Origin of the sequence: Streptomyces sp. NPDC059874 (assembly GCF_042731135.1) — a bacterium.
Lineage (GTDB): Bacteria > Actinomycetota > Actinomycetes > Streptomycetales > Streptomycetaceae > Streptomyces.
This window is the reverse complement of record NZ_JBHWJY010000087.1, coordinates 1-24,841: the sequence shown is the minus strand read 5'-3', so window position 1 is coordinate 24,841 and position 24,841 is coordinate 1. Positions and strand designations below refer to the sequence as shown.

Genomic DNA, 24,841 nt, shown 5'->3' with positions numbered 1-24,841 from the left:
GGGCTGTACGCCATCGCCCGCTGTGCGTCGTCCGGGCCGACGACCTCAAGCACGTAGAGCCGTGCCAGCTCGGCCGAGGGCCACTGAGCGGTACAGAAGCGGCAGTGCAGCTCCGGCTCCGGGACGAAGTCCCTCTATGCGGTCGTGGTCTTCCTGCGGGATCACCACGGCGTACTGCCGGCAGTGCGGGCACAGAACCGTGCGGTGAGCCATGCCCTGGAGCGCGGCGTTGACATCGCCCATCCGATCCTTGACCAACGAGTCGATGCGGCCCAGCCGCTCCCGGATGCGCTCCATGTTCTCCATGTACTCGGCGCCGAACTGGCTGGGGGACCGGGGGTCATAGAGGTGTGTCGGGATGAAGTCGAGGAGGAAACCGAGCACCCGCGTGATCTGAGTCTCGATCGCGTATGCCGGCGCCGTGTGCCCGTAGTGGGTGAGTGCGTTGCGGGTCCGGGTCAGTCTGATGAGGGCTGTGCGGTTCGCTTCACCGATGTCGAGGCCGACGATGTCGCGCAGGCGATCCATGGTTGCGTCCAAGGTCACGCTGGCGAAGTCGCCTTCGCGGAACTTGCTCTCCGTCGCTTGGCGCAGGTCGCTGAAGACCAGACTCCAGTGCTCACGGACGAGGCGAGCTTTGAGCAGTACCTCCGTGGCGGCGTGCAGGTGCAGGACCGCGTACTTAAGGTCCCGGTCGCCGGGCGGCTGATGCCCCTCGGTCAAGTACGTCACCGCACTAAGGAGATGGTCCATCCCGTTGCGCACGGGCCGAAACTCAATGTCAGGTCGGTTCCCCCTCGTCCGCGCGCCGCTGACTGCCCACCCTGCGTGTCCGGCATCCTGCTCACTCTCATCCCCCTGGCTCATGATCCTTCTTCCCGATACTCGCAGTACCGAGGCCGGAAGTGTGCCGCTCACGCATGATGCCCGGAACGCTGAAGCGGTCCGGGCATCTCGTCTGTGCACTCCAGCCCAACTGGCGGCGTCAGTCGGCCACGATGCCGTCGGCGACCCCTAGCGTGCGTCTCTCTTGACGTATGACCACGCGCCGAGGGCCGCCATCACGGTCGTGAAACCGATGAATACCGCAGTTCCTGTACCGGTTGAGAGGTCACTCCCGACGAAGGCTTCCACGAGGGCGCGGTCTGCCTCGGGCAGCCTGTCGACGCCTGCCGCCATTGCTGCCCGGCCGGCTCCGAAGGGAAGCCTGCCCGCGAGGGCTTCAAAACCGGGTGCGAGGCGCAGCAGGATCCCTGCGACACGTTCGCCGAGCAGCGGCCACAGGACCAGAAGAAGTGCGGCGGCGACACGGTTGCGGACCAGGGCGACGACTGAGGCCGCGATCACGGGCCAGCAGGTCATGAAGAGTGTGTATCCGAGGAGTCCGGGAAGAGTTTGCACCCACTGAGGTTGCGTTTTCCCACTCACCGCCAAGGCAACCGTTGCGGACGTGGCGACCAGCACCGTTCCGCCCAGTGCGCTCAGTGCTCCCAGTGTCCCGCCGACCATGAGTTTGGCCGCGAACGCGGTGCGGCGGCCGGCCAGGGTTAGCCATGTCGTACGGGCTGCTCCACGTGAGAACTCCGTTGCGACCGGACCGGTTGCCAGAGGCAGGAGGAGGAGGGCGCTGAGCGGTATCTGCATGGAAATGGCGTCCATCTGGAAGGCGGTCACCATCGACCAGGAGGACGGGGCCATGCCGGATTTCAGGCCGATGGGCGCGGTCACGCCGGCCATCAGGCTCAGTGCCGCGATGGCTCCCAGGAGAATCCACGTGGAACGAAGAGCCGAGACGTGGCGCCACTCGTAGCGCACCGCACGCCGCAGTGCGGTGGCACGGGTGGCTGGGGTGAAGGTTCTGTCCAGGGTCGGCATCGTCGGGCTCATGAGATACGGAACTCCTCTTCGGCCACCGACAGGTAGTAGTCCTCAAGGGAGGGCGCCCGTTCGTCGAGCCAGTGGACGGGGATGCCCCGGTCGGCAGCGAGGTCACCGATCTGGAACCGGCTGACGCCCCGGACCTTGGCTCTGCCCTGGTCGAGGAGCTGGAACGTGCCGCCCAGGTGTTCCACGGGCTCTGCGAGTTCGTCGACGCGAGGGCTCTGGACGGTGACCTCGGCTCCGAGGCGGGCCAGGTCGTCGATCGAGGTCTCCGCCACGACGCGTCCTCGGGCGAGGACCACGACCCGGTCGGCGAGCTGTTGCATCTCGGCGAGCAGGTGGCTGGAGACCAGCACCGCCTTTCCTTCGTCCGCCAGCTGCCTGAGCGTGTCGCGCAGCCAGCGAATCGAGTGGGGGTCGAGGCCGTTGGCCGGTTCGTCCAGGAAGAACACAGCGGGATCGCCCAGCAGTGCCTGCGCGATTCCGGCGCGCTGCGCCATGCCCAACGACAGTGCTTCGAGGCGCTTGTCCGCGGTGGCGGTGAGGCCCACCCGTTCGATGACTTCCCGCACACGACTGTCCGGTACTCCGGCGCCGGCCGCGACCATACGCAGATGTGCGGTGAGGGTGTGCCGGGGGTGCCCTGCCACACCCCCCATCACCACGCCGACGACCTTGGCCGGGTCCCGCCACTGCGCCAGGGGACGCCCGAAGTACGTGGTGCTTCCCTGGCCGGCTATCAGTCCGAGCATCAGGCGCAGCGTGGTTGTCTTCCCCGCGCCGTTCGCCCCGAGGAATCCGGTGACCACCCCCGCAGGCACGTTCAGGTGGACGTCGTCGACGATCCGCTTGCCCCTGTGCCGCCACGTCAGGCCCTCGGCACGCACAGCGTCGGGCCTGACGGTGTCCGGTGCGGCGGGGCCGGGTCGGTCAGGCATGGTTGAGCCAGAACAGGAGACCGAACCCGACGAGCACGACCAGTGCGAAGACTCCTCCGACGCCCGGGCTGTCCCTGCGGGCCGCGCAGATGGCCAGTGCCGCGAGCGGTGGCAGCCAGCCCGCGAAGTAGAGCATCCAGCCGACACGGATCGCCGCGTCCGAACGCACCACGACGAAGGAAATGAAGGCCGCGGCGACGAACAGCGCCGAAGACGCCCACAGATTGCGCACGACTGTCTCACGGGTCAGAGCCACGCGTTCACCTTTCAAAAGGGGCAGGCCTTGCCCGCCGGATGGAGAGTCGCCCACCCGGCGGGCAAGGAGTAGATCAGCCGGTGTAGTTGTGCAGGATGTAAGTGATCAGCTCCTGCACCGCGACACCCGGCAGGGCCTTGATGACCCACTTCACCGGGTTCCAGTTCGACAGACCGTTGACCCAGTCCATGAAGCCGGTGGCGCCCTTCTTGGCCGCCTCCCATGCCTTCTTCGCCAGGCCGGCCCTCTTGATTGCCTCCCACGCGGCCTTGACCGCGTTGCTCGCGCCGGCCTCGGACGCCTCACCGTTCGAGGGGCCGCCCACGGACGGAACCGTGGTCACGCCGGCAGTGGACAGCGACAGCGAGCCTGTCGACTGCTGGACATCGGCAGTCTGAACCACCGAGACGGTCCGGACCGGCGCCGAAGTGGCAGCGCTCGCCGCGGGTGCGGCTATCCCGAAGGCAACAGCGGCGAGCGCCGAGACGCCGGCAGCGCGCAGAGTAGTGCGCTTCACGTACACTCCTAGGTGCGTAGCCGGGGAAGAAGACATGCAGAAGCACGGGCGATGGTTCCAAGCAAAACCCGCGCCTCGCCGTCTTCTTCCCCGTTGAATTTTCCCCGTATACCGACCCGGTTGGTCTGGCCGGGGCGTGCTCAAGGAACGTATCCCGCAGCTCTGCCGCTTGATCAGTCGACCAGCAGTGATCAAGTCATGGGCGACACGCCGCGGAAATCTTTGCCTGGCATGAGCTGAAACCCGCTCAAACATCTGCCTGTCGAGCTCAATGGCTCCAGCCGGCCCCCAACTGTCGGCAGTATCGGCCATCCTGTCGCAAAACAATCCGGCAACTCTTCCGTAGCTGACGGCCGGAACCAGCAATTCGCCCCTGCTTCGATTGAAGCGGCAACGGATTTTGTCGAATCGGCGGTCGATGCTCATGTCGGGAGGCCGAATGGAATGGCGAGAAAGAGCGGCCTGGCGACGTGTTTCATTCCCTGCGTGACTGAAACGGTTCGGGATCCCTCAGCTCTTCCGTCGAGTGGTTCGGATCGCACTTGGCGACTTGCTTGGCGACCACCTCCCTGCCGGGGCCGGGCGTACCACTCCGGGAGAAGCAAGGCTGTGTGGCGGGATCGGGGCCGGGGTCGGAGGTGCCGCCATCGGCGTCGGGAGAGGTCGTCGCGGGGCGCACGAACAGCCTCGTTGACGCTGTCGATTCCCCTGGGAGGCTCGGCGAACGCTTCGGCATGGATCAGCCTGAACGCAGCCTCGGCCTGCGCTGCGGCGGATCCGTCCATCCGCTCTATCGCGACGGGTCCCGTCAGCTGCGGAGTCTATTCACACAGTGCGCAGCTCTCCTGATCACAGCCTGTGCCACTCGTGGCCACACCCGTTGGAGCAGTAGCGTTCGCGGCGTCGACCGTCGGCTACCGCGAGGACCGAGACCAGCAGGCGGAATGCCTTCCGGCGTTCGTCGAGGGGAGCGAGGCCGGCGATCTTGCCCAGCTGTTCGTTGATCCGCCCGCGTCTGATCAGAACCGCGGGCGTATGAGTGGGGCGGAGCCCGGCACGGTGGATGCTCTCCGGTCCGTCCTCGGTGGTGGCGCGAGCTTGCACGCAGTAGTGGGACAAGAGCCGCAGTACGGCGAACTGGTCCTCCGGGGCAAGTCCCTCGAACCACGCGATGCCCTCCGACATCGGTCGCAGCTCCTGGGCGAGCTCGTTGAACATGATGGCCCACTCGTTCACGCCGCGTACCCCGTCGATGGACAGCTGCTTCCTTCGGCCATCCAACGTCACCGCAATCCCGACCGGCCACCGGATTTGAGGCCTCGTGCAATCTGGGTACGACTACGTGCTCGACAGCGCCGGCAAGCCTCTGGGGAGGCCGTCATCAGTGTGCAGCAGTCGCTCGCCGGCTGTGCTCCAGGACGAGTCCGTGGAGCTCGGCAGCGGAGTCAGCGGCGAGCCGGTAGATGCCCTGAAGGCTCACGGATCGGACCAGTCTTCCTTCCTCGACGTATTTGAGCCTGCGCTCACCCCGGCGAGAGGTGAATGTCAGACGTTCCAGAAGATCGGCGGGAACGACTGTGTCGAACGTGAGAGGAGAACCAGGCGGCCCGACCACCACCTCGGCAACGCAGCCCGCCTTCAGCGGCCTCCAGTCCAGAAGCTTCGTGTAATCGTCGTCATGGAGCTCGGCCCCGGCATCCTGGTACGGGATGATCTGTGACACCTCCATCGCACCCAGTACGTGAAGACGTGTGCGGAAAACTCGGACGGGATGGATCGTGTCGCCGGGCCGGACACCTGCCCGCTCGAAGCTCGGCAGTGACTGGTGTGGACCGCCGAACATCATGGTCAGGCGCCGGCCGGCGTAGCCGGATCGCTCAAGCTCTCGGCAGAGAGCGTTGGTCCAGAGGGTCGTGTATGAGTTCGGCACGGCAGAACCGTAAACGCACCCGCTGACAGTCGGCCCTGTGTGGGTGGTGGGAGCGATGAGTCCGGAGCTGGGAAACGATCAGTGACATGGTTCGTCCCGGCCGGTCAGCCGTGCCGCACTCGTGAACACGACGGGAACGCAGAAACTCAGCGCCGCCGCGGAGTGACCGGTGCTGATGGGGGCGTTTCGCGACCACAGGGGTTCCGACAGGAGTGTCGCCTTGTCTTGTGTAGGCGTTCCTTACCGGTCAATGCCCGTGATGCACCATCACGAGCCCAGCCGTGGCCTTAAGTTGGGGATACACGTGATCACCCGGGGGGCGTGATGGGCAAGGATCTGCGGGCGCTGTTCAGCTCGAACGACCGGCAGCTGGAGGGTGGCGAGGCGTTCACGAATCGACAGGCCCAATGGGCGCACGTCCAGGCTGCGCTCTCAGAGCACCTGGCCCGCGTCACCGCCCCCGGGTTCGACGTCGAGGACTTGGAGGCCCCGAGGGACAACCTGCTGGTGTTCCACGGCGTCGGCGGGATCGGCAAGTCCACGCTGTCACGCACCCTTGAGTCCGCCCTCACCGGCGCCGAAGGGCGGCCCGCACGGTGGGGTGAACCGTCCTGGCCCGACCGGCCGGTGCTGCTCCCGGTACGCATCGACCTCGCACGCTCCGCCGCCGCCGACTTCGAGCGGGTGGTGCTCACGATCCGCCTCGCTCTGGCCGCGCACCTCGGCCGGCCACTGCCTGCCTTCGACATCGCACTGCGCCGCTACTGGGAGGCCCAGCACCCGGGCGAGCCGCTGGAGGAGTACCTGCGCCGCGGCGGGCTCGCCGCCCGGTTCGGCAAGGCGCTGCCGCAGCAGATACAGTCCGCGCTCGGCGACGTCGCCCAGGCCCTGCTGCTGCCCGGCACCGTCGGCGGTGCCATCGGCCAGATCACCGGCGCGCTCACCCAGGCGCTGCGGGAGCGGCGGCAGACCGTTCGGGCCCTGGCGGGCTGTGCCCGCCTGGCCGACCTCCTGGATGCCGACCCGGACGTCGATGCCCTCTCGTACTACCCGCACCTGTTGGCCTGGGAGCTGGCCCAGCTGCCTGCCGAACGCGCGGTGGTTCCGGTCGTGCTGCTGGACACCTTCGAGGACACGGGCGACCGCACGCACCGTGACCTGGAGCGGCTGCTGCAGCGGGTGGTGTGGCTGATGCCGAACGCGTTCTTCATCGTCACCGGCCGCGGCCGCCTTCAGTGGGACGATCCGGCTCTCCAGGGTCAGCTCGACTACACGGGACCCACCGCCTGGCCGGGCTTGGCCGCCACCCCCGGCTCGCTTCATGTCACTCTCCCGGGCCCACGCGGCACCGTCGGGTCGCGGCCGGGACGGCAGATCCTGGTCGGGGACTTCTCGCCGGAGGACTGTGACGACTACCTCGCCCGGCGCCTGGTCCGTGACGGTCGGCCGCTGATCGGAGCGGAGCTGCGGGCTGTCATCACCTCGCGCTCCCACGGCCTGCCCCTCTACCTCGACCTCGCCGTCATGCGGTTCCTTGAACTGCGCCGGACCGGCCGCACCCCGGTACCGGCCGACTTCGACGCAGACTTCCCGGCACTGATCGCCCGGACCCTCGCCGATCTCACCGGCGAGGAGCGGCACATCCTGCGTTCCGTCAGCCTGCTGGACGCGTTCGACGTGCAACTGGCCACCGTGACGGCGGGTCTGAACCACCAGGCCGCGGCCGCCCGGCTCGCCGAGCGGCCCTTCGTCCGCGAGAACCCGTTCGGCCTGTGGCCGTACCACCTGCACGCCCTGATCCGCTCCACCATCCGCACTGCCGACGACGCCACCGATGACCGCTGGACGGAGGCAGACTGGCGGGCCGCCGCCGAACGCGCCCTGAGCGCCATCGGCGACCAATGGACCTCGGCTTCCGGCCCGGACCGTCGCCTGCTCGTCGGCTGCCTTCGCCAGGGCCTCGCCCTGGCCCGTGACCACCGGCTCGATCTCGGTTGGCTCACCGGCGCAGCTTTCGCCTACACCGATGACTACGTCTGGGAACCCCTTCTCCTCCCCGCCCGTCCTGACAACGGCGACACCGGACCAGCCACCCCCGCAGACATGCTGGCCGAGCTCCTGTCCGCGCTCGCCCGCCGCCAGCACGAACACCGCGCACGTACGGCCGAACGCCTCACCGCGCTCCTCGACAGCGGTCTGCTGCCCGCCGAACTGAACGAGATGGCCCTGTACTACCGGGCCAAGGCCCACCGGGATCTCGGCCAGACCGAGGCCTCCCGGCAGGGCATGCAACGGGTGGTCGACCTCCAGGGCCGGCTCGCCCCCGATGCCGCCCGGGGACTGGCGCACCTCGCCCGCGCCACCGGGGACTTCCCCACCGCACTCGCCACTGCCGAATCCCTCGGCTGGCCCGGCCGCGGCCGGCGAGTCATGGGCGACATCCACTTCGCCCACGGCAACCTCGCCGAAGCCGCCACCGCCTACACCGCCGCACGTACCGAGGCCGAGCAGCACGGGAACATCGGTGAGCAGGCCATCGCCCAAGCCCACCTCGCCCTCACGCTCTCCTTCACCGACCCAGCCCGCGCCGACGACGAGATCGCGCTCGCGGAACAGCTCCTCACCGGCCTCGACCAGCGCGCCACAGCCCTCACAGTTCAGGTCGCCACCCTCGTCCGCGATGCGGGCACCCCCGGCATCGGTGAGCGGACAGTCCGCCTTCGTACCGAGATCGACGCCGCAGGAATCACGAGCGTTGCCGTCCTGCTGGAACTCGCCGTGGCGTTCCACCATGCCGCCCAAGGTGACGAAGCCGCCGTCCGGGAGACAATCGCCCGGCTCGAGGAGCTCACCCACGCCGGCGACCATGCCTACTACTCCGACATCGCCCACCACCTCGCCGGCCTCATCCCGCTCGCGGCCTCCAGGGTGCGTTGGGCCGAGTCCCCGGAGACGGTTCGGGCTCGCTGGCATCGAGTGGCCACTGGACGAGCGGCCCGCCAGGCGACCGAGTAGGCGGCGACCTCCACCACGACGGACCGGCCGACAGCGCAGGGAGGCCAGCAGAGCATGGCTCGAGAGAGCGACGATGATGCACCACGCCGCCTGTCCGCAGCGGAACGGGCGTTACGCGAATTATCTGCGGCACGATGGCGGTTGTATTGCTTGGCATCGCGGGGATCGCCGGCAGGCGTATCCCGAAGGACAGCTCCATCGACGACATGGAGAACTCCTCGACCAGCAGCGTGAAGAGCTCCGCTTCTACAGTGCCTTGGTCCGGCCTGGCCTCGCCGAGCAGCGCAGCTTGTACCGCGAGGACGTGCAAGGCCTCATCGAGAAGTACAGCCACGACTCACGGAAGTACCGCAGAGTCCACAACAGCTTGCAGAACCTCATCATGGTGGGATCCGCCTCCACCACAACCATCGCCGCCCTCGATACCGGGCAAGCGCTGACCTGGCAGAGCATCACTCTGCTCTTCATCAGCTTCGCCATCACCGTGGCCGCGATGATCAACGGCTACTACAAGTTCCGCGAACGCAGCTACTTCCTTCAGCAGACGCCGACGCGATCGAGGAAGGGGCGAACGCCGTCACCCTCGGGGTGGGCAACTACAAGGACTTCAGGTCAGGACAGGAGCAGGAGGCCCTCGCCCGATTCACTCAGCGCGTCCGGTGACACGCGGACGGACGCGGCGGAACAGAAGCAGCTTGTGAGGAGTTCATTCTCTTTGCAGAATGAGGCGGTCTGCAGCCGAGGTGGTGTTCTGTGTCCGACCAGGATGTGGGTTCTTCCCAGCCCGAGGAAGGCGGAGGTTGGGGAGGAGTCTCCCGCGAGGTCGCCCTGGAAATGGTCCGACTTGTCGCGGCCTGGTACTCGGCGCGGATTCACGAGGAGCGACAGGCTCCGATGCCCGATTCCGAACGTCTGAGGGAACTGGAGACCGCACGGAGAGACTGTGTGGCCGCACTCGGGCAGGTACGCAACGCCGGGGACGAAGATGTGGAACGTCTTCTGGTCCAGTACCGGGAGCTCTATCGGCAGCTTTCCGGACGGTGAGGGTTCCTCAGGCCGTGAAGGGGAGGAACGGAGCGGCACGCCGGTCGATCTCGGCGATCTCCTGGCCGCGGTGGGGCACTGTGTCCCGCAGCAGGTCCTGATTCCGAAGGAATCGCGCTGCCTCCGCCGGGCTGTAGAGCCGCAGATGCTCCGACTTCACCACTGCTGCGCACCCCAGCCGATCCCAGGCGCCCGCCTCCGTGCGCGCAGCCTTGTGAACGACCTCGCCGTCGCGCCGCTTGACGACGATCGCGTCGACGCAGTCCTCCCCCTCGATGCCCTCGGCGATATCGGCCAGGGCCTTGTGGCACAGGTCATGGCATTCCCGGCTCGTGATCTGCGCGGGGGCTCCCATCCCGTAGAACCGCGCGTGACGCAGGGCAGCGCCCTGCAGACTGTCGGCCGAGCGCACCGCCAGAAGCAGCACCCGGACGGTGTAGCCGGCGTCGTGGAAGTCCCGGGCCGTCCGCAGGAATTCGTCGGGGGAGCCGGGCGCCATTTCGATCAGGACGTCCCCCCGACGGCTGCGCACGTACTCTTCGGACATCCGATGCCATGCGCGGATGACCTCGCGGACCAGCCGTCCGACTTCCTCGGGGCACTCCCTGACCAGCTCCTCGAACTGGGGGTGGAGCAGTTTGTAGTCGTCGGTGCAAATGCGTGAGCGCTGCCGGTACCAGGGCGAACGGCCACCGGTCGCGAACGTCGACTTGCCGGCGCCGGGCTGTCCGAGGAGAAGGTCCGCGCCGGGGTTGTCGCGCGGGACCACCGGCTCCAAGAAGGAGGACGGGATCTCGGCATCGAAGATCGACCGGATCGTCTCGGACGGCAGGTATCCGCACGGTGTGGTGTCCCGATTGGCCTCGGTTACACAGGACTCCTGAAGAATGGCCAGGGGAGGTCGGGTATCCGACATGCTGGGCTGACTCGGCACGAGCACAGCCTAGCGGGTGTTGCGTCACCCGTAGGCAACACCCGAGAATGGATGGTGGGAGGAAAGATGGGACGCCAGAGGCCGCCGCGCGACATCCAGGTCGATGAGTCCATGCAGGCCTTCGTCCGTGCGCTGAGAGATCTGCACGCGCGGTCCGGCATGTCCATTCGGGAAACCCACATGGCCACGGCCATCCCCCTCGCGACCCTCTACGCTGCCGCCGGCGGCAAGCGACTTCCCGGCGCCGATGTCCTGGCATCCGTGGTGAGGGCGTGGGGTGACGATCCCGCCCCGTGGCTCCGCCGGCGTCAACGAGTCGAGGCAGACCGTGCCGGCAGGAAGAGCCCAGGGGACGATTCCGAGCAGTCGGTTGCTCCCGCGGGCCAGGCCCAAGGCGCCTTGGCCGACGAACTGAGATCCCTTCACCAGAAGTCCGGTGGCCCTTCCCTCAGGGCCCTTGCGGCTACCTCCGGGCTCACGGCGTCATCCGTCAGCAGGGCAATGTCCGGTATCAGCCTGCCCACATGGGAGACCACGGCCAAGCTCGCCGAGGCTCTCGGCGCAACCGGGGACGAACTCGGCGTACTCAAGGGTGTCTGGGAGCGGGCACAGGCCACGAGAGCGCTCACTGGACCAGCCGGCCTTCGAGGAACTGTGCTCAAGGAGCTTTTCGGCAGCGCGGCCTCGTGTGCCTTTCCCGGATGCACCGAGTCCCTGGTCCGCTGGCACCGGGGGGAAGCCACGGTCACAGGAGAGCTCGTGCACATCCGTACGCTCGGACAGGGCTCCATCCGGCACGATGCGGAGTTCAAGGACGACCCTTCCGGACCTTCCAACATGCTCATTCTGTGCCCCGCCCACCACCGACTCATCGACTCCGACCCCTCGTACACGGCGGAGGAGATCGAGATGTGGAAGGCCAGGCAACTCGCGCGATCCGGCCAGACGATTGCCCCGCACACACCGGCAGACCGCGATATCCAGGTGGAACAGTCACTCTCGATTCCCACCGAAACCCGGCTCACCCTCGAGCTGATTGCGGGAGCCGATACCGGGAACGGTCAGCTCCAGGCATGTGATCTGGATCGCGATCAGATCGCAGACGCCGGCCGCGCAGGGGGTCACATCGGCGTACGCGTCAGCAACACAGCCGACGACCCCGTGACACTCATTTCGGTCGGTGTCGAGTTCGACCTGGGTCTCGGGGAGAAGCAACACCCGTTCTACCGGTTCCCCTATGCCCCGCCAACCGGCGCAGGCGTCCGGTGGCAGGCCTTCGAAGACCTGGCACCCCACTCGCACGGCCACTGGTTCGCACTCTTGGAGTCGTTCGTACTCGGCCTCAGGACATTGAGGGAACAGACCGGCGTCCTGCCACGACGCATACGGCCCTACGCAGAGTTGGGACCCCACAGCACCGCGAGCGCACAATGGATTCCGGCCGAGCCGGTTCTACGCGCTCTGGCGGCTTTCGTGCTGCCCGATCAGCCCGGTGCAGAACTCCTGGACCAGTTCCAAAGCGACTCGCACGCTGCGGCCTTGAACGGGCGTTGACGGCCCTTCGATCTTCGACAGGCCTGCCCGATCACCAGGTGGACCCGCTCTCGCCGCTGGTCCATGGGCCGGCTGCCGTTCTTGTCGGGTTGGGTGGGCGGCCTGTGGCCGCGTGGTGGCGGGGGCCATGATGGGTGCATGAGCAGTCATCAGTCCCTTGTCGTCGCTGCCGCGCAGGCGGCCGGTCCGTGCGCGGTGGGGGAGGAGTCCGCGTGGCAGGCCAGGGTGCGGGCGCTGGCCGTGGATCTCTTCGTCCTGGGCGATGTGGTGGCCCGGGACATCCAGCGGCTGGGCGCGGCGACCCGGTTTCCCGCGACGCTGTTGGGCGTCACGGTGGAGGAGTCGAGTACGCGGGGTGTGCTGCTGCTGCGCAACGTCTCGGGTGAACTGGAGCCGGCGATCCGTACGGACCGGGGTGACACGGATGCGGGTGCCGCGATGATCGCGCGGGCTCAGGCGCTGGTAGGGCGCCGGGTGCTGGTCTACAAGGAGATGGAGGCGCTGGCGTCGAATCCGATGCACAAGGCGCGGGTGGTGGTGCACTTGATGGACCTCGGCCCGGAGACGGACTCCATCGGCGAGGACGAGGCGAAGGGCCACGTCCTCCAGGCCGCTGACGGTGACAAGGACCTGGCGCTCCGCGCCTGGCAGCAGGCGTCGCTCCCGGACCGCGGCCCGGTGACCGCGGCCCAGCTCGGCGGTGCGCTGGCCTGCGTGCAGGCGGTGGCGCGAGCGTAGGACGGCCCGCTCGCTCGGCGAAGGCCGTATGGCCTGCCATTCAGGAATCGCCCCGCGCGGGCCTGCCCGTAGGAGAGGCGGGCGAGCCCGGCGTCCGGGCGGAGGCCGCGCGGGCTGACCAGCGTGCGGGGCCCGGGACGCTTGTGGGTGACGAACACGGGCTCGCGGGTGCGGCCCTTGAGCAGCGGGGCAGTAACCAGGCGGCCCCGGCGTCCCACTACACCACTCTTCAGTACATGGTCCTCGCGGGCGCCGCCGCATCGACGGACCTTCGGCTGGGCGCCCTCGGGCATCGGCGGCCGGCCAAGTTCAGGTCTCCGGCTCCAGAAGTGAGAGGGTTGCCAATGCGTCAGCGGCCGTGGTGACGCAACTCAACCACAGTGCTCAGTGTCTGCCAGGTGTGTGCTGACGGACGCGGAGATTTCCTCGTTCTTCGTCGGGACTTCTTGCTGCGGCCGAAGTCGGTCAGTGACCGTCCACGTGCCCGAGGGGGCCAGTGAATCGGTGAAATCCAGCCGAGCGGGAGTCGCGAGCGGCTGCTCGGTTCCGTCCGGGTCCCTTCTGGCGAAGGGCTCGATTGACCACTCGGTGCACCCGCCCAATGAGCCGACATCGATGTAGGTGCCGTCCTTGAACGACACGATGACGTCGGCGATCCAAGAGAGGGAGTGGTTCACCAACTGCAGGCTCTCCTTGCCGTCCTTCCTTTGCCAGTAGAAAGAGATTTGGGCGGCTTGCTCGCGTTTCACGAGTCGTTCGGTCTCATCGTTGGCTCTGCGCGCTTCGTTGTTGGCTCTGCGCGCCTCCTTGTTGGCTGCGGAGGCCTGGAGGTAGCCCAGGAAGGCCACCACCAGGGCGATGACAGCCGCGATGGATGCCAGCCAGTCGGTCAGGTGGGGCCGGGGGTGCGGTTCAGCGGCAGCCATACCGCCACTATCACGGGGGTGATGCGGACGGGCACGACACAGTCCTCCATGTGGGTAACTGCGGCAGGCTGGGCACGAAGCAGCTGCCGGAACCCTGAAACGGCTGGCGAGCGGGCCCGCCCCTGGCTGCCTTCCCTGGAAACGGTGCTGACACCGTAGGAGCCATGGGAGCAGAAGGGACGACACCGGAACCGGATACCTCTATGCAGAGTGGGCTCACATCTCTGGGTGAGGTGGCGTGCCGTTTTCAGGCGGATGAGATACGCCCGGAGGATCTGCCGATGATCGCTGCCGAGGCGCTCGCAGCCGGAGTGGACACCCCGACATTGTGCGAGCTCGCCGGTTGGCCTCGTAACGCGGACGCCCGCGATATTCGTGACGCGTTCGAGCAGGCACTTGCCGAGGCCGGGATCGGGTTGCCGGATCGGGGCCTGGCACGGCGCCACGCTCTGCGCCGGATGGCGGCGAGCCTCGTCGACGGAGACATGACTCCCGCTGACCTGGCGACGGACGACTGGTGGGAGATGGAGATCGAGACCGCGGCGGAGCAATCGTTCGTGGCGCTGATCCCGCAATGCGATTGCTGCATCGAGTACACGTTGGGGCTTGACCAGCACACGTGGGCGGCCCAACTGCGGAACGCTGCCTTCGCCCTGACATCGTCTCCGCCGATCGGCCCCGGATGCTGACTCTGCCTGGCGTGCGCATCCTCGGCAAAGGCGTGGACCGGTCAAGCAGACTTCACTGAAGTGGCTGTTCACGCGTACCGGGTCGTCCTGGTCGCGGGGACAGTGGGCGGCATCGGCTGCCCGTGGCGTGGCCCGGGAGCTGCGGGATGCGCTCACCCGCCGGTCGGTACCTGTACGGCCGGCACGTAATCTGCGTCAGGCCCTGCGCGAGGCCGCCGACCGGCGGGAACGCGCACTGCGGGTAGAGGCGGGCTCAAACGGCCCCTCCCCGTACTACGCAGCCGCCGCCCTGGCCCTGGCTGCCCTCACCCCCCCCGGCGCCAGTAGAGCCAACCACTCAAACCCGTCCCCTTGTGACCCATCCATGCCTGGAAAGGCGCTGATGTGACCATGCTGCCGCTGTCCGACCGCTCCGAACTGTTCGCCCTGTTCACGGACCGCATCACCGACCCGACGAGAACCCTGCTGTCCTGGGAGTTCCTGACCGCGATCACCGCTGACGAGGGCGTGCGGGTGGAGCGGCGCCGCACCAACCCCGACGCGACGAAGGAAGAGCACTATGTCCGAGTCCTCACCGCCGACGTACCGCGCGCGGCGGCGTACCTGATTTTCGGGTCGGGCACCGTGGAGATCCGGCTGCCGCACGACCAGGCCGCCGAGTACGAGCAGCACCCCGCGGTGACCCTCCCCACCGACAGCGCGGGCGTGCAGCGTGTGTTCGTTTCCCTGGACCGCACCGAGGACGCGCCCCGTACCGCCGTACTCCTCACGCGCCGCGCCCTCGTGCACAACAGCACGCCCGCCGGCAACTGACCCGAGGGCATTGGCCCCGCCGGCGCGAGCACGCCCGGCATCCCACCACGCCCGCACGCGGGCACATACCGAAGGACCGCCGTGACGTACCCGACCGATTCCCAGCAGCCCGGCCCCGCCGACGGCTACCCCCACCCTCCTCTGATGCCGCCGGCCAAGCCTCGCCCTGCGTGGATTCTTCCCGTGGCGACCGGGATAGCCGGTGTCCTCGCCGGGATCGCCGGGACCATCGGGGTCCTCGCCGTGACCGGCGAGGAGGACGAGCCGAAGGCCGCCGCCACCTTCACTCTCACCGGGAACTTCCTGCTCGCGGGATACGGGGACTACGTCATGGGCTCCAACGGCTGCAAGGGCAAGGGCGGGTACAACGACATCGCGGCCGGGGCGTCGGTCATCGTCAAGGACGACAAGGGGGCGACCGTCGCGACCAGTTCCCTCCCCGCCGGAAACCCGCAAAGCAGCGGCTGTGTCTTCGCGATCAGCGTTCCGAACGTTCCTGGTGACCGGCCGTTCTACGCCGTCGAAATCTCCCACCGGGGCAGCATCACCGCGACCGCCGACGAGGCGAAGAGCGGCAAGTGGTTCGCCTCACTCGGCGACTGACACCCCCCACCCTGCGCGCGGCAGTGGACTACTAGGAGCACACCGCCCGGAGGAGGCGCGGGCGGAGTGGGAGGCTTCGCGAGCCTGTCCCTGCAAGAGGTCGCCGACCGGGTAGGCCGGCCGGGGCCTGGATGCGTGGTAGCAGCCCAACGCGCACTTGTGGCATCAGGGCAAATAACCCCGCCCTGCAGGCAGCGGCAGGCTGCGTGTGCGGGGCCGCGTCCGATCGGCCGAGCCTGCCTGGCAGGGCGTCACGGCCCAGCGAAGGATGCTGCTGACGGCGCACCCCGGACGACGGGCGGGTACGGCCCGAGGGCGGCCGTACCCGCCCGATGTGCAACGGCGCAGGCAGGAGATGCAATGCACGCCAGATCAGAGAGTCACGCGCGCCTGGCGAACGGGTACGCGGACCAGAGACCGGGGTGGCGGAACCGGCGGCGGGCATGGCTGTCCGGAACCCTTCGCTCCGGGAGGCTCCGCGGGGCCGGGGCCGGGGCTGGGGCTGGGGCCCGGAAGCGGTGGCTCGTGCTGTCTCTGTGCCTGATCGTGGGTGCCGTCGGCTCTGGCGAATCCATGGCTGCTGCCGACCGCCTCGTATCGTCGTCCAAGCTCTGCGACGAGGTACCGACCGGCGTCGCGGTCCGGGATCACTGGCTGCGCTTCAGGGTGCCGCCCGGGCTGATGCCGGACCCGCAGTTCGACGGGCGCCAGGCCAGGCTCCAGGTCCACCGCGTCAGCCCCGTGTACGCGAACGGCAAATGCGCGTCGGTGCCCAACAGGGCTGCGGTGCTGATCCACGGCGGGTCCACAACCGGGCCACCCTCGTTCGACCTGCGACACCCAGCCACCGGCGGCGGCGAGCTCAGCGTGCAGAAGGCCCTCGCCCGGGCAGGAGTCGACTCCTTCGCCCCCAACCTGATCGGCTTCGGCCGCTCGACGCACTTCGAGAACGGTCTGGACGATCCCGGCAACGCGAGCCTCAGGCCCTACAACGCGGATGGCACCTGCCCCCACCCCGAGGGGTGCGACCGCACTCACATCCCGTTCCCCCTCGATCAGCAGGGGGCGCTGCTGCTGACGAATCCGCTGGGCGGAGAGCGGCGCGCACACTCGAGCAATGTCCGCTTCGCACGCGTCGACACCTTCGTACGGGACATCCGCCAGGTCATCGACGACGCCATCGCCCGCGCGCAGCCGACGGACGGCAAGGTCACCCTGCTCGGCTATTCGTTCGGCGGGCAGCTCGCCGCCCGGACGCTGTACGCGGCCAATCCGGTCCTTCCCGGAAGCGCCGGCTACATCGCCAAGGTCAACCGCGTCGTCTTCCTGTCGTCGGTCTTCGGCTTCCCGACCGAGGAAACGCCGCCGCCGACCGGCTTCGCCACCTTCCCCCTGCGCGTCAACGACCCCTCATCCGCCGCTGCCGCGGGCTGGCGAATGCCGCCAGATCGCGAGGCGGCCTGCACCGGCCACGTCGTACCGGGTAGCCAGGAGCAGTTCCGGTCGCAGCTGCTGGAGCAGGAAACCGTGGGCCGCGAGTGGGGAGGGATCGACCCCGACAACCCGACCGGCCTCACCCGCTCGCCGGTGTTCTCCAGCTACGGCTGGAACACCACCGTCGCGGGACAGCTGACCACACCCTCTCTGGTCATCCAGGGTTTCGAGGACACGACCGCTCCGCCGGCCAACGCGCCGGCCATCTACAACGCTCTCCCCGCTTCGATGACGAACAAGGTGCTCGTGCAGGTCCGATGCGCGAGCCACGCACTCCTGAACGAGGGCTGCTCCGAGCAGCGTTGCACGCCGGAATCGGGAACCCCGTACGGCGGACGGCCCGGCGAACCCTGGGCCGGACCCCATGCCACGCTCAAGGCGGCACTGATCGAATGGATCAAGAACGGGACCTTCAACGGCGCCGCGAACGGACAGTTCACCGTCGATGCGAGTGGCGTGGCGAGCGCCGGCACGTAGAACCGCGCACAGCCTCCAGAGGAGTGCTGCCCAAAAACGTGTGAGGGGCTCCCATGATGTGGGAGCCCCTCACAGATGCGGCGAGCGACTTGCTCCCGGTGTCCGAGCCAGGACCAGACGAGTAAGTCCGAAGTTCTGGTCAGTGGTCGTAGGCGATCAATGACCTGGTCAGCGGTGTTCCGGCGGCCCGGTTGTGCCAGATGGCTGCGGTCAGGGCCGCGTTCGAGGTCGAGTTGGCCTTTGAGGGTGTCGTTCACGGACTCGATGAGCTGCCGGATCGGTTTGAGCAGGTGCTCGCACCGCCGCCTACAGCGACATCGTGTTCGGCCTGCTCACCCTGGCCGGGTTCGCGTACGCGCCGCGTCGTGCACCTGCGGTCGGGAGCGGCCTTCGCCTCCGACCTGACCTTGTTGGCGATCGTGGCCGGCGTCCCCGAACTCGCGGCACGCAGCGGCCTCCAGGTCGATGCGGACGGCCGTGCGCTCGTGGATGAGTACCTGCGCAGTGTCAACGACGAACGGATCTTCGCCGTGGGCGACTGCGCGGCAGTCCCCGGAGCCCGTTTCGCCTGCGCGCTCGCCGCGCCGCAGGCTGCTCATGCGGTGGACACCCTGGCGCACCTGATCGAGGGCCGCAAGCCCGAGCCGTACTCCCTGCGCTACGTCGCTCGGGCCGTCACGCTCGGACGGAAGAACGCGGTGGGCCAGTTCACCCGCCCCGACGACACCCTCCGGCGGGCCTACCTCACCGGGCGCACCGCGGTCGCCATCAAGGAGCTGGCGTCCCGCGGCGGCAAGTACGGAGCCCGCACCGGGTCCGGCGCCTGAGCACGGGGCCCAGCAGACACCCCTTTCCCGTGGAGGCCCCCGCGCTCACCGGCGGCTGTCGCCCGGGGCGAGCAGGCTGGTGAGCTCCGCGATCGCCTCAGGAGACGGCTTGAAATGCCGAGGGGATGGGCATGCCCCGGAGGGCCTGGCACAGGTCTCGCCGTACCTGACCGAGCACATCCACGAGCTCGGCGACGAGCCCGACGCGTACGACCCGCGCCTGGACGTCGACTTCACCCCTCTGCGCGGCGACGAGACAGCGACCGAGGGGTTTTCACAGGCCGCGTGAGCCCGTGTCCCGAGTCGGCGTCCGTCAGATCACCGCTCCACCTGGTCGGGCGTGATCTTTACGTCTCCGTGGGCTCCTGATCGTTGTGTTCTTGCTCCTGCGCCCAGGTGATCGCCCATTCGTCGAGCGGACGGAGGGCATCACGGAGTGCTGTCCCCAGCCGAGTCAGCTCGTAGCCATCGGCCGAGGGGACGATGATCCCGCTCGATGCGAGTTCACGGAGCCGCTGGTAGAGGACGCTGGATGACAGCCCTTCGCACCGTGCCAGCAGCGCGCGGGCGCCGAGCGGACCCGCACGCAGTTCCCAGAGAATTCGCAGCGCCCACCGACGGCCGAACAGGTCCATCGCGGCCATGAGGGGACGGCCGGTAGTCGATCCACGAACCGGTGTTCCTGGGCGCGGTGTCGGCATGACCCTCCTTGCGTTTCGTTTTTCGAAACACTAGCATCCACCCAGCGTTTCTGATTTCGAAACGAACTCGACGGGAGAGCCGATGTCGCGGATAGCCCTGCTGGAACCGCCGTGCACCGACCAGGACGGCGCACGGCTCGCGCGCATGATGCCCGAGGACGCCCCGCCGATCGGGCTGTTCCGGATGTTCGCCAGAAACCTCCCGATGGCCGGCGCCATGCACGGGTGGGGTCGCTACGAGTTGGGCAGCCAGCTGACGTCTCTGGACGGAGGTCGTCATGCATAAGCTTGTTGTCCTGTATTCCGAGCCCGCCGACCCTGACCACTTCCGCGACTACTACGTGACCAACCACCTTCCGCTGGTCAAGAATTGGCCCGGCCCGCTTGCGTGGCGCTACAGCTTCGACGTGGCGGCGCTCGAGGGAGAAGCGCCGTATTTCGCGGTCTTCGAAGCCGACTTCGCTGACGCCGCCGCCATGGACGCGGCGCTGGCGTCGCCGCACGGCCGGCGGCTGGCCGCCGATGTCGCCAACTACGCCACCGGCGGGGTGGTCATCATCAACTATCCGGTACAGGACGGCACCGGCTGAGGCAGGCCGGTACGCTCCGGGACGCGTCCGGCCGGCCGCTCAAGGCCGGGTCCGGCCAGCGGCGGACGCCGTTGGCGGTTGCCGGTTCGTTGAGCGTAAAAGGTGGGCCGGTGTCCTGGCCGGATGTCACGGTGGTTGATGCGTGCGTGCGGCGCGACGGCCGGGGCGGTAGCCCCACGGCCGTCACCGACGACGACCCGGCGGCGACGGACGCCAACCGGCGCGCGGTCGCTGCTGCGGCCGGCACCTCGCACACGGCGTTCCTCGGCCCGGGACGGACGCCGGACGGTGGCCGGCCGGTCCGGTTCTTCACCGCCACCGCCACCGCCACCGCCGAACTGTCCGGCTGCGGCCACGGCACCGTCGCCGCGCAGGCCGTCCGGTTGACCCGCACCGCGCTGGGCGAGCTGAGCGACCGCCAACACACCGGCGGGCGCACGTTCGACACCGTCGCGATCCGCCGCACCGCGGGCATCGAGGTGTGGTTCGACCAGGGCCTCGTCGCGCTGCGCCACCCGGCACCGGACGAGCGCGCCGCGATCGTCGCCGCGCTCGGGCTCACCGCGGACGATCCGCAGCCGACCGACGCGCCACGGGTCGCCGCGCCCGGCGCACCACGCATGCTGGTACCCGTCCGCGACCGGTCGGCGCTGCTCCGAGTCCACCCACACCTCGGCAGGCTGACAGCGGCGTGCCGGCGGTACGGGCTCCTCGGCTGTTTCGTGTACGTACCGCCGGTGGGCGACCGACCGGGTGCGGCGCGGATGTTCGCGCCGGCGATCGGTGTCGACGAGGACGTCGCCAACGCCAACAGCACCGGCTGCCTGGCCGCCCACCTGCTCGACACGACAGGGGCGCAGACGGTCGCGATCGAGGTGGAGCAGGGCGACACCCTCGGTCGACCAGCCAGCGTGCTCGCTTCCGCCCGGCGCGGGCCGGCGGGCATCACAACCCGGGTCGGCGGGTTGGCGGTGGTCCGCGACGGACACCGAGGCGACGACTAAACCGTCCTCTTCTGCGATCCGCGCATGGGGCTGGGGCTGTCGCTGCGGGCAAGCGTTGGCACCCGGTTGGCGGCCGCAGCCCCGACCGACGCACCGAGCCAGGGCCGTTCGAGACGATGACCGGCTCGCCGGAAGGGCGGCGGCCCGAACAAGACGAAGAGGAGACGACAAGTAGGTACGAGTCGCACCAGTGCGACGTGATCGGCCATCAACCCCGGGCCCCTGCCACAGATGGTGCCAGACCTGGCCGAGCTCTTCGAGGACGGACACTGATGTACGAGGTCCGGGACTCTCACAAATGACCAGATGCGAGAGTTCTACGAGACCCCTTCCGGTGATCACGTTTCCCTAGGTCGCCATTCGCAGAAAACCTCTCAAAACTTCTGCGTTCTGCAAAGCAGTTCTGAGAGACTTCCCGGTTGGATCTCACGACCGCACAAGCCGCAAATGCGGTAGAACGACACGACTGCCCTAATGCGAGGCTCCGGCCGGGAGCCCGTGCCCCCACCCGCGGCGGCAAGACCGCGACCAAGTACCACACCGCCCGCTTCATCCTCGTCCCCGCGCTCCGCGAGGAACTCGACGTCGCCGTGCCCGACGACCGCGGTCCCGGCCGGGCCTGGGTTCCGGGCCCGCGCATCGAAGCCGCCGAGCCGGCGCCGACCGTGGCCGCGATGGGGTCCCAGTAGTACTCGCCGAAAAAACAACGCTAAGCCTGCGAGGCTCCCCTGATCTGGGGCGATCTCGGGGAAGCCGGGGTGGTGGCCCGTTGCCGGGCGCAGGGTGGCTCGTTGGGCTGACCGGGTGACGGTGACGGGAGGGCGGTCGGATGGCGACGAGGGTTTTCAGTGATGAGGAGCTGGAGGCCCTGAGGTCATTCCCGTCGATCGGCAAGGACGAGCTGATCCGGTACTTCACCCTCACCCCGGCGGACGAGGCGTTCCTGCGGAAGTTCCGCCGGGCCCAGAACGTGCTCGGCGCCGCTGTGCAGCTGTCTGCCCTGCCTTGGCTGGGCTTCGTCCCCGACGATGTGCCCGCCGCTCCGCCCGCGGCGGTCGGCCGCCTGGCTCGCCAGCTCGGGCTCGCCGTAGCCGATATGGCGGCCTACGGCGAGCGTGAGCAGACCCGTACCGACCATCTGCGGGAGATCGCCGAGTATCTGGGCTGGAAGCCGGCGAAGACCATCGAGCTCAAGGAGCTGGACGAGTTCCTGCTGGCCCGTGCGATGGAACACGACGCCCCGAGCCTGCTGTTCCGGCTGGGCTGCGAGTACCTGCGTTCGGCGAAGGTGATCCGGCCGGGTGTCGTCTCGCTGCTGGAGAAGGTCGCCACAGCCCGCGAGGCCGCCGAGCAGGAGACCCACGCGCGCGTGGCCCATCTGCTGGACCCCGAGCGGGCGGTGGGCTTGGACGGGTTGCTGGTGTTTGATGCGAAGCTGCGGTCCTCGCGACTGCACTGGCTGGTCACCGGCCCGGTGCAGGCGTCGCCCAACAGTGTGGGTGGCGAGGTGGAGAAGCTGAGGTTCCTGCGGGGACTTGGCGCGGACACACTCGACATGTCGTCCTTGCCCGCCGAACGGCGCCGCTATCTGGCCCAGATTGGGCGTCGGCTGACTGCGCAGGCCCTGGTGCGGCGCGAGCCCAACCGGCGCCATCCGATCCTGCTGACACTGCTCGCGCAGTCCTCGGTCGACGTCCTCGACTCCGTCGTCCAGCTCTTCGACCAGACCCTGTCGGGCTCGGAGTCCCGCGTGCGGATCAAGCTACGCGAGGTGCTCGCCGAGCGGGCCAAGCTCTCCGAGGACCGGCTCGCCCTGCTGGAGGAGATCCTGCCCGTGCTGGCCGATGCCGGTATCCCGGACGAGGCGGTGGGGACACTACTGCGCGGGAAGATCGGCATGTCCCGGCTGCGGGCCGCACACGCCGCGGCCACGGTGCGGTTGCCGAAGGACCACGGGCACCTGGCGCTGCTGGAGGGCTCCTACACCTACATCCGGCAGTTCGCGCCGAAGGTGCTTCAGGCGGTGCGGTTCGCCGGCGGCACCGACGCCCAGCCGCTGATCGAGGCGCTCACGATCCTGCGGGAGCTGAACGCCACCGGCGCCCGCAACGTCCCCGACAACGCGCCGACGCTGTTCGTGCCGACCCGGTGGCAGGGCTACCTGGACGAGGCCGCGGCGAAGGGGATGTGACCGCGTACCGGCACTACTGGGAGCTGTGCACGCTGCTCGCGCTGCGCGACGGCCTGCGCTCGGGGGACGTGTTCGTGCCGGGCTCGCGCCGGTACGACAACCCAGCCGCCTACCTGTTCAAGCCCGCCCAGTGGGAGACGCACCGCACGGAGTTCTGCCGCTTGGTCGGCAAGAGCCCCGACGCCTCACAGGCCCTGCCGCTGGTGATGGACGAACTCGATGAGGCCCTGACAGACCTGGAGGAGGTCCTGGGGCGCGGTGATGGGCCGGTCCGGCTGAACGACGCCGGGGAGCTGGTCATCTCGCCGCTGACGGCGGAGGACATCCCGTCCGAGGCCGAGGAGCTGCATGCCGAGCTGGAGCGGATGCTGCCGAACGTGCCGATCGCCTCGCTGCTGGTGGAGATGGACCGGCACACCGGTTTCCTGGACTGCTTCGTCCATGCTGGCGGCAAACAGGCCCGCTCTCCACAGCTCAAAAGGAACCTGATCGCGTGCCTGATCGGGCTCTCCACGAATCTCGGTCTGCACGGCATGGCCGCGTCCTGCGGCATTCCGTACGACGTGCTGGCGTGGACCGCGGAGTGGTACATCCGCGAGGAGACGCTGCGTGAGGCGAACATCTGCCTGGTCAACTACCACCACAAGCTGCCGGTGACCGCGATGTTCGGCTCCGGCACCCTGTCCTCCTCCGACGGGCAGCGGTTTCCCACCCGGGGCAAGTCGATCACCGCCCGACATCTGAACAAGTACTTCGTGTCCGAGGGCATCTCCACGTACACCCACGTCTCCGACCAGCACTCCACCTTCGGCACAAAGGTCATCGTGGCCACGCACCGCGAGGCGCACTACGTGCTGGACGAGATCCTGGGCAACGCCACCGACCTGCCGATCACTGAGCACGCTACAGACACGCATGGCGTGACCTTGGTCAACTTTGGGCTGTTCGACCTGGTGGGCAAGCAGCTCTCGCCCCGTATCCGCGACCTGGGCAAGATCACCCTGTACCGGATGGGCGCCAAGAGCGACTACGAGGAGCGGTTCCCGAAGGCCGGGCCGCTGCTGACGAAGAAGGCCAACCTGGACCTGGTCGCCGACCACTGGGACGACCTGCTCCGCCTGGCCGGATCGTTGAAGTACGGGCACGCCACCGCCTCCCTGATCGTCGGCAAGCTCTCCGCATCCTCCCGGCAGAACGCGCTCGCCGCCGCGCTCAAGGAATACGGGGCGATCCGCAGAACGATCTACGCGGCGAAATACCGGTCGGACGAGGGCTACCGGCGAAAGATCGCCCGGCAGCTGAACAAGGGAGTCCTTGCACGCCCTGCGCCGCCAACTCCACTATGCCCGCGAGGGCAAGATCACCCGTCGTCAGCCCGAGCAGCAGAACGAGCAGGCGTGGTGCCTGACGGTGGTGACAAACGCGGTGGTCTGCTGGCACACCGAGTACATGGGTCTGGCCGTCGGCGAACTGCGCGGGGCCGGCCGCGAGGTGGACGCCGAGGTCCTGGCGCACATCTCCCCGGCCCGCAGTTCGGTGGTGAACTACTACGGCTCCATCACCATCGACTACGAACACGAACTCGCCCAGCTCGACGACCAGGGACACCGGCCGCTGCGGACCGTGGCCGTGGGCGATCCCGGAGCCGGGCTGTAGCAGCGATCGGGCTCGGCGCCGCCCCCCAGAGGGGGGGGCCCCGGCCCCGCGGCGGGGGACCCC

Annotated in this window: 25 protein-coding genes and 3 pseudogenes; 16 read left to right on the top strand and 12 right to left on the bottom strand. The window is 68.4% G+C overall.

Features of this window, described 5'->3' with window-relative positions; all coding sequences use genetic code 11:
* Positions 1-45: 45 nt before the first annotated feature.
* The 7 genes from ACFV9H_RS34295 to ACFV9H_RS34265 all read right to left on the bottom strand — a co-directional run bounded on the left by ACFV9H_RS34295 (position 46) and on the right by ACFV9H_RS34265 (position 5,522).
* Positions 46-732, bottom strand: coding sequence for a hypothetical protein (locus ACFV9H_RS34295; protein WP_385406192.1), 687 nt, complete (start codon positions 730-732; stop codon positions 46-48).
* Between the two features lie 282 nt (positions 733-1,014).
* Positions 1,015-1,887, bottom strand: coding sequence for a hypothetical protein (locus tag ACFV9H_RS34290; RefSeq protein WP_385406189.1), 873 nt, complete (start codon positions 1,885-1,887; stop codon positions 1,015-1,017).
* Positions 1,884-2,819, bottom strand: a complete 936-nt coding sequence (locus ACFV9H_RS34285) for an ABC transporter ATP-binding protein (RefSeq protein ID WP_385406186.1) — start codon at positions 2,817-2,819, stop codon at positions 1,884-1,886. The genes ACFV9H_RS34290 and ACFV9H_RS34285 overlap by 4 nt, the downstream gene beginning before the upstream one ends.
* Positions 2,812-3,075 carry a hypothetical protein gene (locus ACFV9H_RS34280; protein WP_385406184.1) on the bottom strand — a complete coding sequence of 88 codons (264 nt, stop codon included), beginning with the start codon at positions 3,073-3,075 and terminating at the stop codon, positions 2,812-2,814. The genes ACFV9H_RS34285 and ACFV9H_RS34280 overlap by 8 nt, the downstream gene beginning before the upstream one ends.
* A gap of 73 nt (positions 3,076-3,148) precedes the next feature.
* The gene (locus tag ACFV9H_RS34275; RefSeq protein ID WP_385406182.1) at positions 3,149-3,592 is read right to left on the bottom strand and encodes a hypothetical protein; all 444 of its coding nucleotides are present in this window, start codon (positions 3,590-3,592) and stop codon (positions 3,149-3,151) included.
* Between the two features lie 849 nt (positions 3,593-4,441).
* Entirely contained in the window at positions 4,442-4,873 is a 432-nt protein-coding gene (locus tag ACFV9H_RS34270) for a DUF5958 family protein (RefSeq protein ID WP_385406179.1), read from the bottom strand.
* A gap of 100 nt (positions 4,874-4,973) precedes the next feature.
* Positions 4,974-5,522 (bottom strand): hypothetical protein, encoded by a 549-nt coding sequence (locus ACFV9H_RS34265; RefSeq protein ID WP_385406176.1) that lies wholly within the window; start codon positions 5,520-5,522, stop codon positions 4,974-4,976.
* Positions 5,523-5,846: 324 nt separating this feature from the next.
* Here ACFV9H_RS34265 and ACFV9H_RS34260 point away from each other — a divergent pair, with 324 nt between their 5' ends.
* On the top strand, positions 5,847-8,537 hold the full coding sequence (locus ACFV9H_RS34260; RefSeq protein ID WP_385406174.1) for an ATP/GTP-binding protein: 2,691 nt from the start codon (positions 5,847-5,849) through the stop codon (positions 8,535-8,537).
* 289 nt (positions 8,538-8,826) lie between these two features.
* Positions 8,827-9,453: an SLATT domain-containing protein gene (locus ACFV9H_RS34255; protein WP_385406172.1), complete on the top strand. Its 627-nt coding sequence runs from the start codon at positions 8,827-8,829 to the stop codon at positions 9,451-9,453.
* Positions 9,454-9,588: 135 nt separating this feature from the next.
* Here ACFV9H_RS34255 and ACFV9H_RS34250 read toward each other — a convergent pair whose 3' ends face one another.
* Positions 9,589-10,515, bottom strand: coding sequence for a zeta toxin family protein (locus ACFV9H_RS34250; RefSeq protein WP_385406170.1), 927 nt, complete (start codon positions 10,513-10,515; stop codon positions 9,589-9,591).
* A gap of 66 nt (positions 10,516-10,581) precedes the next feature.
* On the opposite strand from ACFV9H_RS34250, the gene ACFV9H_RS34245 reads away from it, so the two are divergent.
* Together ACFV9H_RS34245 and ACFV9H_RS34240 are read left to right on the top strand one after the other, a co-directional pair.
* Entirely contained in the window at positions 10,582-12,069 is a 1,488-nt protein-coding gene (locus tag ACFV9H_RS34245) for a helix-turn-helix domain-containing protein (RefSeq protein ID WP_385406168.1), read from the top strand.
* A 138-nt stretch (positions 12,070-12,207) separates the two neighbouring features.
* A complete protein-coding gene (locus tag ACFV9H_RS34240; RefSeq protein ID WP_385406166.1) occupies positions 12,208-12,807 on the top strand; it encodes a hypothetical protein in 600 nt (199 codons plus the stop codon).
* A gap of 371 nt (positions 12,808-13,178) precedes the next feature.
* Here ACFV9H_RS34240 and ACFV9H_RS34235 read toward each other — a convergent pair whose 3' ends face one another.
* Positions 13,179-13,733 (bottom strand): hypothetical protein, encoded by a 555-nt coding sequence (locus ACFV9H_RS34235; protein ID WP_385406163.1) that lies wholly within the window; start codon positions 13,731-13,733, stop codon positions 13,179-13,181.
* Positions 13,734-14,014: 281 nt separating this feature from the next.
* On the opposite strand from ACFV9H_RS34235, the gene ACFV9H_RS34230 reads away from it, so the two are divergent.
* From ACFV9H_RS34230 to ACFV9H_RS34215, 4 genes are all read left to right on the top strand, one after another.
* Complete coding sequence (locus ACFV9H_RS34230; protein WP_385406161.1) at positions 14,015-14,422, top strand: hypothetical protein; 408 nt, start codon at positions 14,015-14,017, stop codon at positions 14,420-14,422.
* 384 nt (positions 14,423-14,806) lie between these two features.
* The gene (locus ACFV9H_RS34225; protein ID WP_385406158.1) at positions 14,807-15,235 is read left to right on the top strand and encodes a hypothetical protein; all 429 of its coding nucleotides are present in this window, start codon (positions 14,807-14,809) and stop codon (positions 15,233-15,235) included.
* A 183-nt stretch (positions 15,236-15,418) separates the two neighbouring features.
* Positions 15,419-15,838 carry a hypothetical protein gene (locus ACFV9H_RS34220; RefSeq protein WP_385406156.1) on the top strand — a complete coding sequence of 140 codons (420 nt, stop codon included), beginning with the start codon at positions 15,419-15,421 and terminating at the stop codon, positions 15,836-15,838.
* Between the two features lie 573 nt (positions 15,839-16,411).
* Positions 16,412-17,809, top strand: a complete 1,398-nt coding sequence (locus tag ACFV9H_RS34215) for an alpha/beta fold hydrolase (RefSeq protein WP_385406153.1) — start codon at positions 16,412-16,414, stop codon at positions 17,807-17,809.
* Between the two features lie 139 nt (positions 17,810-17,948).
* Here the strand turns inward: ACFV9H_RS34215 and ACFV9H_RS34210 are convergent.
* Positions 17,949-18,105: pseudogene (locus ACFV9H_RS34210) on the bottom strand (IS982 family transposase); the annotation flags it as partial.
* A 75-nt stretch (positions 18,106-18,180) separates the two neighbouring features.
* On the opposite strand from ACFV9H_RS34210, the gene ACFV9H_RS34205 reads away from it, so the two are divergent.
* On the top strand, positions 18,181-18,636 hold the full coding sequence (locus ACFV9H_RS34205; RefSeq protein ID WP_385406210.1) for an FAD-dependent oxidoreductase: 456 nt from the start codon (positions 18,181-18,183) through the stop codon (positions 18,634-18,636).
* A 45-nt stretch (positions 18,637-18,681) separates the two neighbouring features.
* On the opposite strand, the pseudogene ACFV9H_RS34200 reads toward ACFV9H_RS34205, so the two are convergent.
* Positions 18,682-18,756 (bottom strand): annotated as a pseudogene (locus ACFV9H_RS34200) (site-specific integrase); the annotation flags it as partial.
* On the opposite strand from ACFV9H_RS34200, the gene ACFV9H_RS34195 reads away from it, so the two are divergent.
* Positions 18,746-18,925 carry a hypothetical protein gene (locus ACFV9H_RS34195; protein WP_385406215.1) on the top strand — a complete coding sequence of 60 codons (180 nt, stop codon included), beginning with the start codon at positions 18,746-18,748 and terminating at the stop codon, positions 18,923-18,925. The pseudogene ACFV9H_RS34200 and the gene ACFV9H_RS34195 overlap by 11 nt on opposite strands.
* Positions 18,926-18,983: 58 nt before the next feature.
* Here the strand turns inward: ACFV9H_RS34195 and ACFV9H_RS34190 are convergent, their stop codons facing one another.
* Positions 18,984-19,280 carry a winged helix-turn-helix transcriptional regulator gene (locus tag ACFV9H_RS34190; protein WP_385406150.1) on the bottom strand — a complete coding sequence of 99 codons (297 nt, stop codon included), beginning with the start codon at positions 19,278-19,280 and terminating at the stop codon, positions 18,984-18,986.
* Between the two features lie 139 nt (positions 19,281-19,419).
* Between ACFV9H_RS34190 and ACFV9H_RS34185 the strand changes: the two genes are divergently transcribed.
* The 6 genes and pseudogenes from ACFV9H_RS34185 to ACFV9H_RS34160 all read left to right on the top strand — a co-directional run bounded on the left by ACFV9H_RS34185 (position 19,420) and on the right by ACFV9H_RS34160 (position 24,778).
* Positions 19,420-19,623, top strand: coding sequence for a hypothetical protein (locus ACFV9H_RS34185; protein ID WP_385406148.1), 204 nt, complete (start codon positions 19,420-19,422; stop codon positions 19,621-19,623).
* Complete coding sequence (locus tag ACFV9H_RS34180; protein WP_385406145.1) at positions 19,616-19,927, top strand: EthD family reductase; 312 nt, start codon at positions 19,616-19,618, stop codon at positions 19,925-19,927. The genes ACFV9H_RS34185 and ACFV9H_RS34180 overlap by 8 nt, the downstream gene beginning before the upstream one ends.
* Before the next feature lie 110 nt (positions 19,928-20,037).
* Complete coding sequence (locus ACFV9H_RS34175; RefSeq protein WP_385406143.1) at positions 20,038-20,931, top strand: PhzF family phenazine biosynthesis protein; 894 nt, start codon at positions 20,038-20,040, stop codon at positions 20,929-20,931.
* 419 nt (positions 20,932-21,350) lie between these two features.
* Positions 21,351-21,620 (top strand): hypothetical protein, encoded by a 270-nt coding sequence (locus ACFV9H_RS34170; protein ID WP_385406140.1) that lies wholly within the window; start codon positions 21,351-21,353, stop codon positions 21,618-21,620.
* Positions 21,621-21,760: 140 nt separating this feature from the next.
* Positions 21,761-23,122 carry a DUF4158 domain-containing protein gene (locus ACFV9H_RS34165; RefSeq protein ID WP_385406137.1) on the top strand — a complete coding sequence of 454 codons (1,362 nt, stop codon included), beginning with the start codon at positions 21,761-21,763 and terminating at the stop codon, positions 23,120-23,122.
* A 206-nt stretch (positions 23,123-23,328) separates the two neighbouring features.
* A pseudogene (locus ACFV9H_RS34160) lies at positions 23,329-24,778 on the top strand (transposase).
* Positions 24,779-24,841 lie beyond the last annotated feature (63 nt).

What these genes read in the sequence shown, in the direction of transcription:
- ACFV9H_RS34290 (WP_385406189.1), bottom strand. Translation starts at nt 1,887, where the DNA reads ATGAGCCCGACGATGCCGACCCTGGACAGAACCTTCACCCCAGCCACC.
- ACFV9H_RS34285 (WP_385406186.1), bottom strand. Translation starts at nt 2,819, where the DNA reads ATGCCTGACCGACCCGGCCCCGCCGCACCGGACACCGTCAGGCCCGAC.
- ACFV9H_RS34260 (WP_385406174.1), top strand. Translation starts at nt 5,847, where the DNA reads ATGGGCAAGGATCTGCGGGCGCTGTTCAGCTCGAACGACCGGCAGCTG.
- ACFV9H_RS34245 (WP_385406168.1), top strand. Translation starts at nt 10,582, where the DNA reads ATGGGACGCCAGAGGCCGCCGCGCGACATCCAGGTCGATGAGTCCATG.
- ACFV9H_RS34240 (WP_385406166.1), top strand. Translation starts at nt 12,208, where the DNA reads ATGAGCAGTCATCAGTCCCTTGTCGTCGCTGCCGCGCAGGCGGCCGGT.
- ACFV9H_RS34235 (WP_385406163.1), bottom strand. Translation starts at nt 13,733, where the DNA reads ATGGCTGCCGCTGAACCGCACCCCCGGCCCCACCTGACCGACTGGCTG.
- ACFV9H_RS34230 (WP_385406161.1), top strand. Translation starts at nt 14,015, where the DNA reads ATGATCGCTGCCGAGGCGCTCGCAGCCGGAGTGGACACCCCGACATTG.
- ACFV9H_RS34215 (WP_385406153.1), top strand. Translation starts at nt 16,412, where the DNA reads ATGGCTGCTGCCGACCGCCTCGTATCGTCGTCCAAGCTCTGCGACGAG.
- ACFV9H_RS34190 (WP_385406150.1), bottom strand. Translation starts at nt 19,280, where the DNA reads ATGGCCGCGATGGACCTGTTCGGCCGTCGGTGGGCGCTGCGAATTCTC.
- ACFV9H_RS34185 (WP_385406148.1), top strand. Translation starts at nt 19,420, where the DNA reads ATGTCGCGGATAGCCCTGCTGGAACCGCCGTGCACCGACCAGGACGGC.
- ACFV9H_RS34180 (WP_385406145.1), top strand. Translation starts at nt 19,616, where the DNA reads ATGCATAAGCTTGTTGTCCTGTATTCCGAGCCCGCCGACCCTGACCAC.
- ACFV9H_RS34165 (WP_385406137.1), top strand. Translation starts at nt 21,761, where the DNA reads ATGGCGACGAGGGTTTTCAGTGATGAGGAGCTGGAGGCCCTGAGGTCA.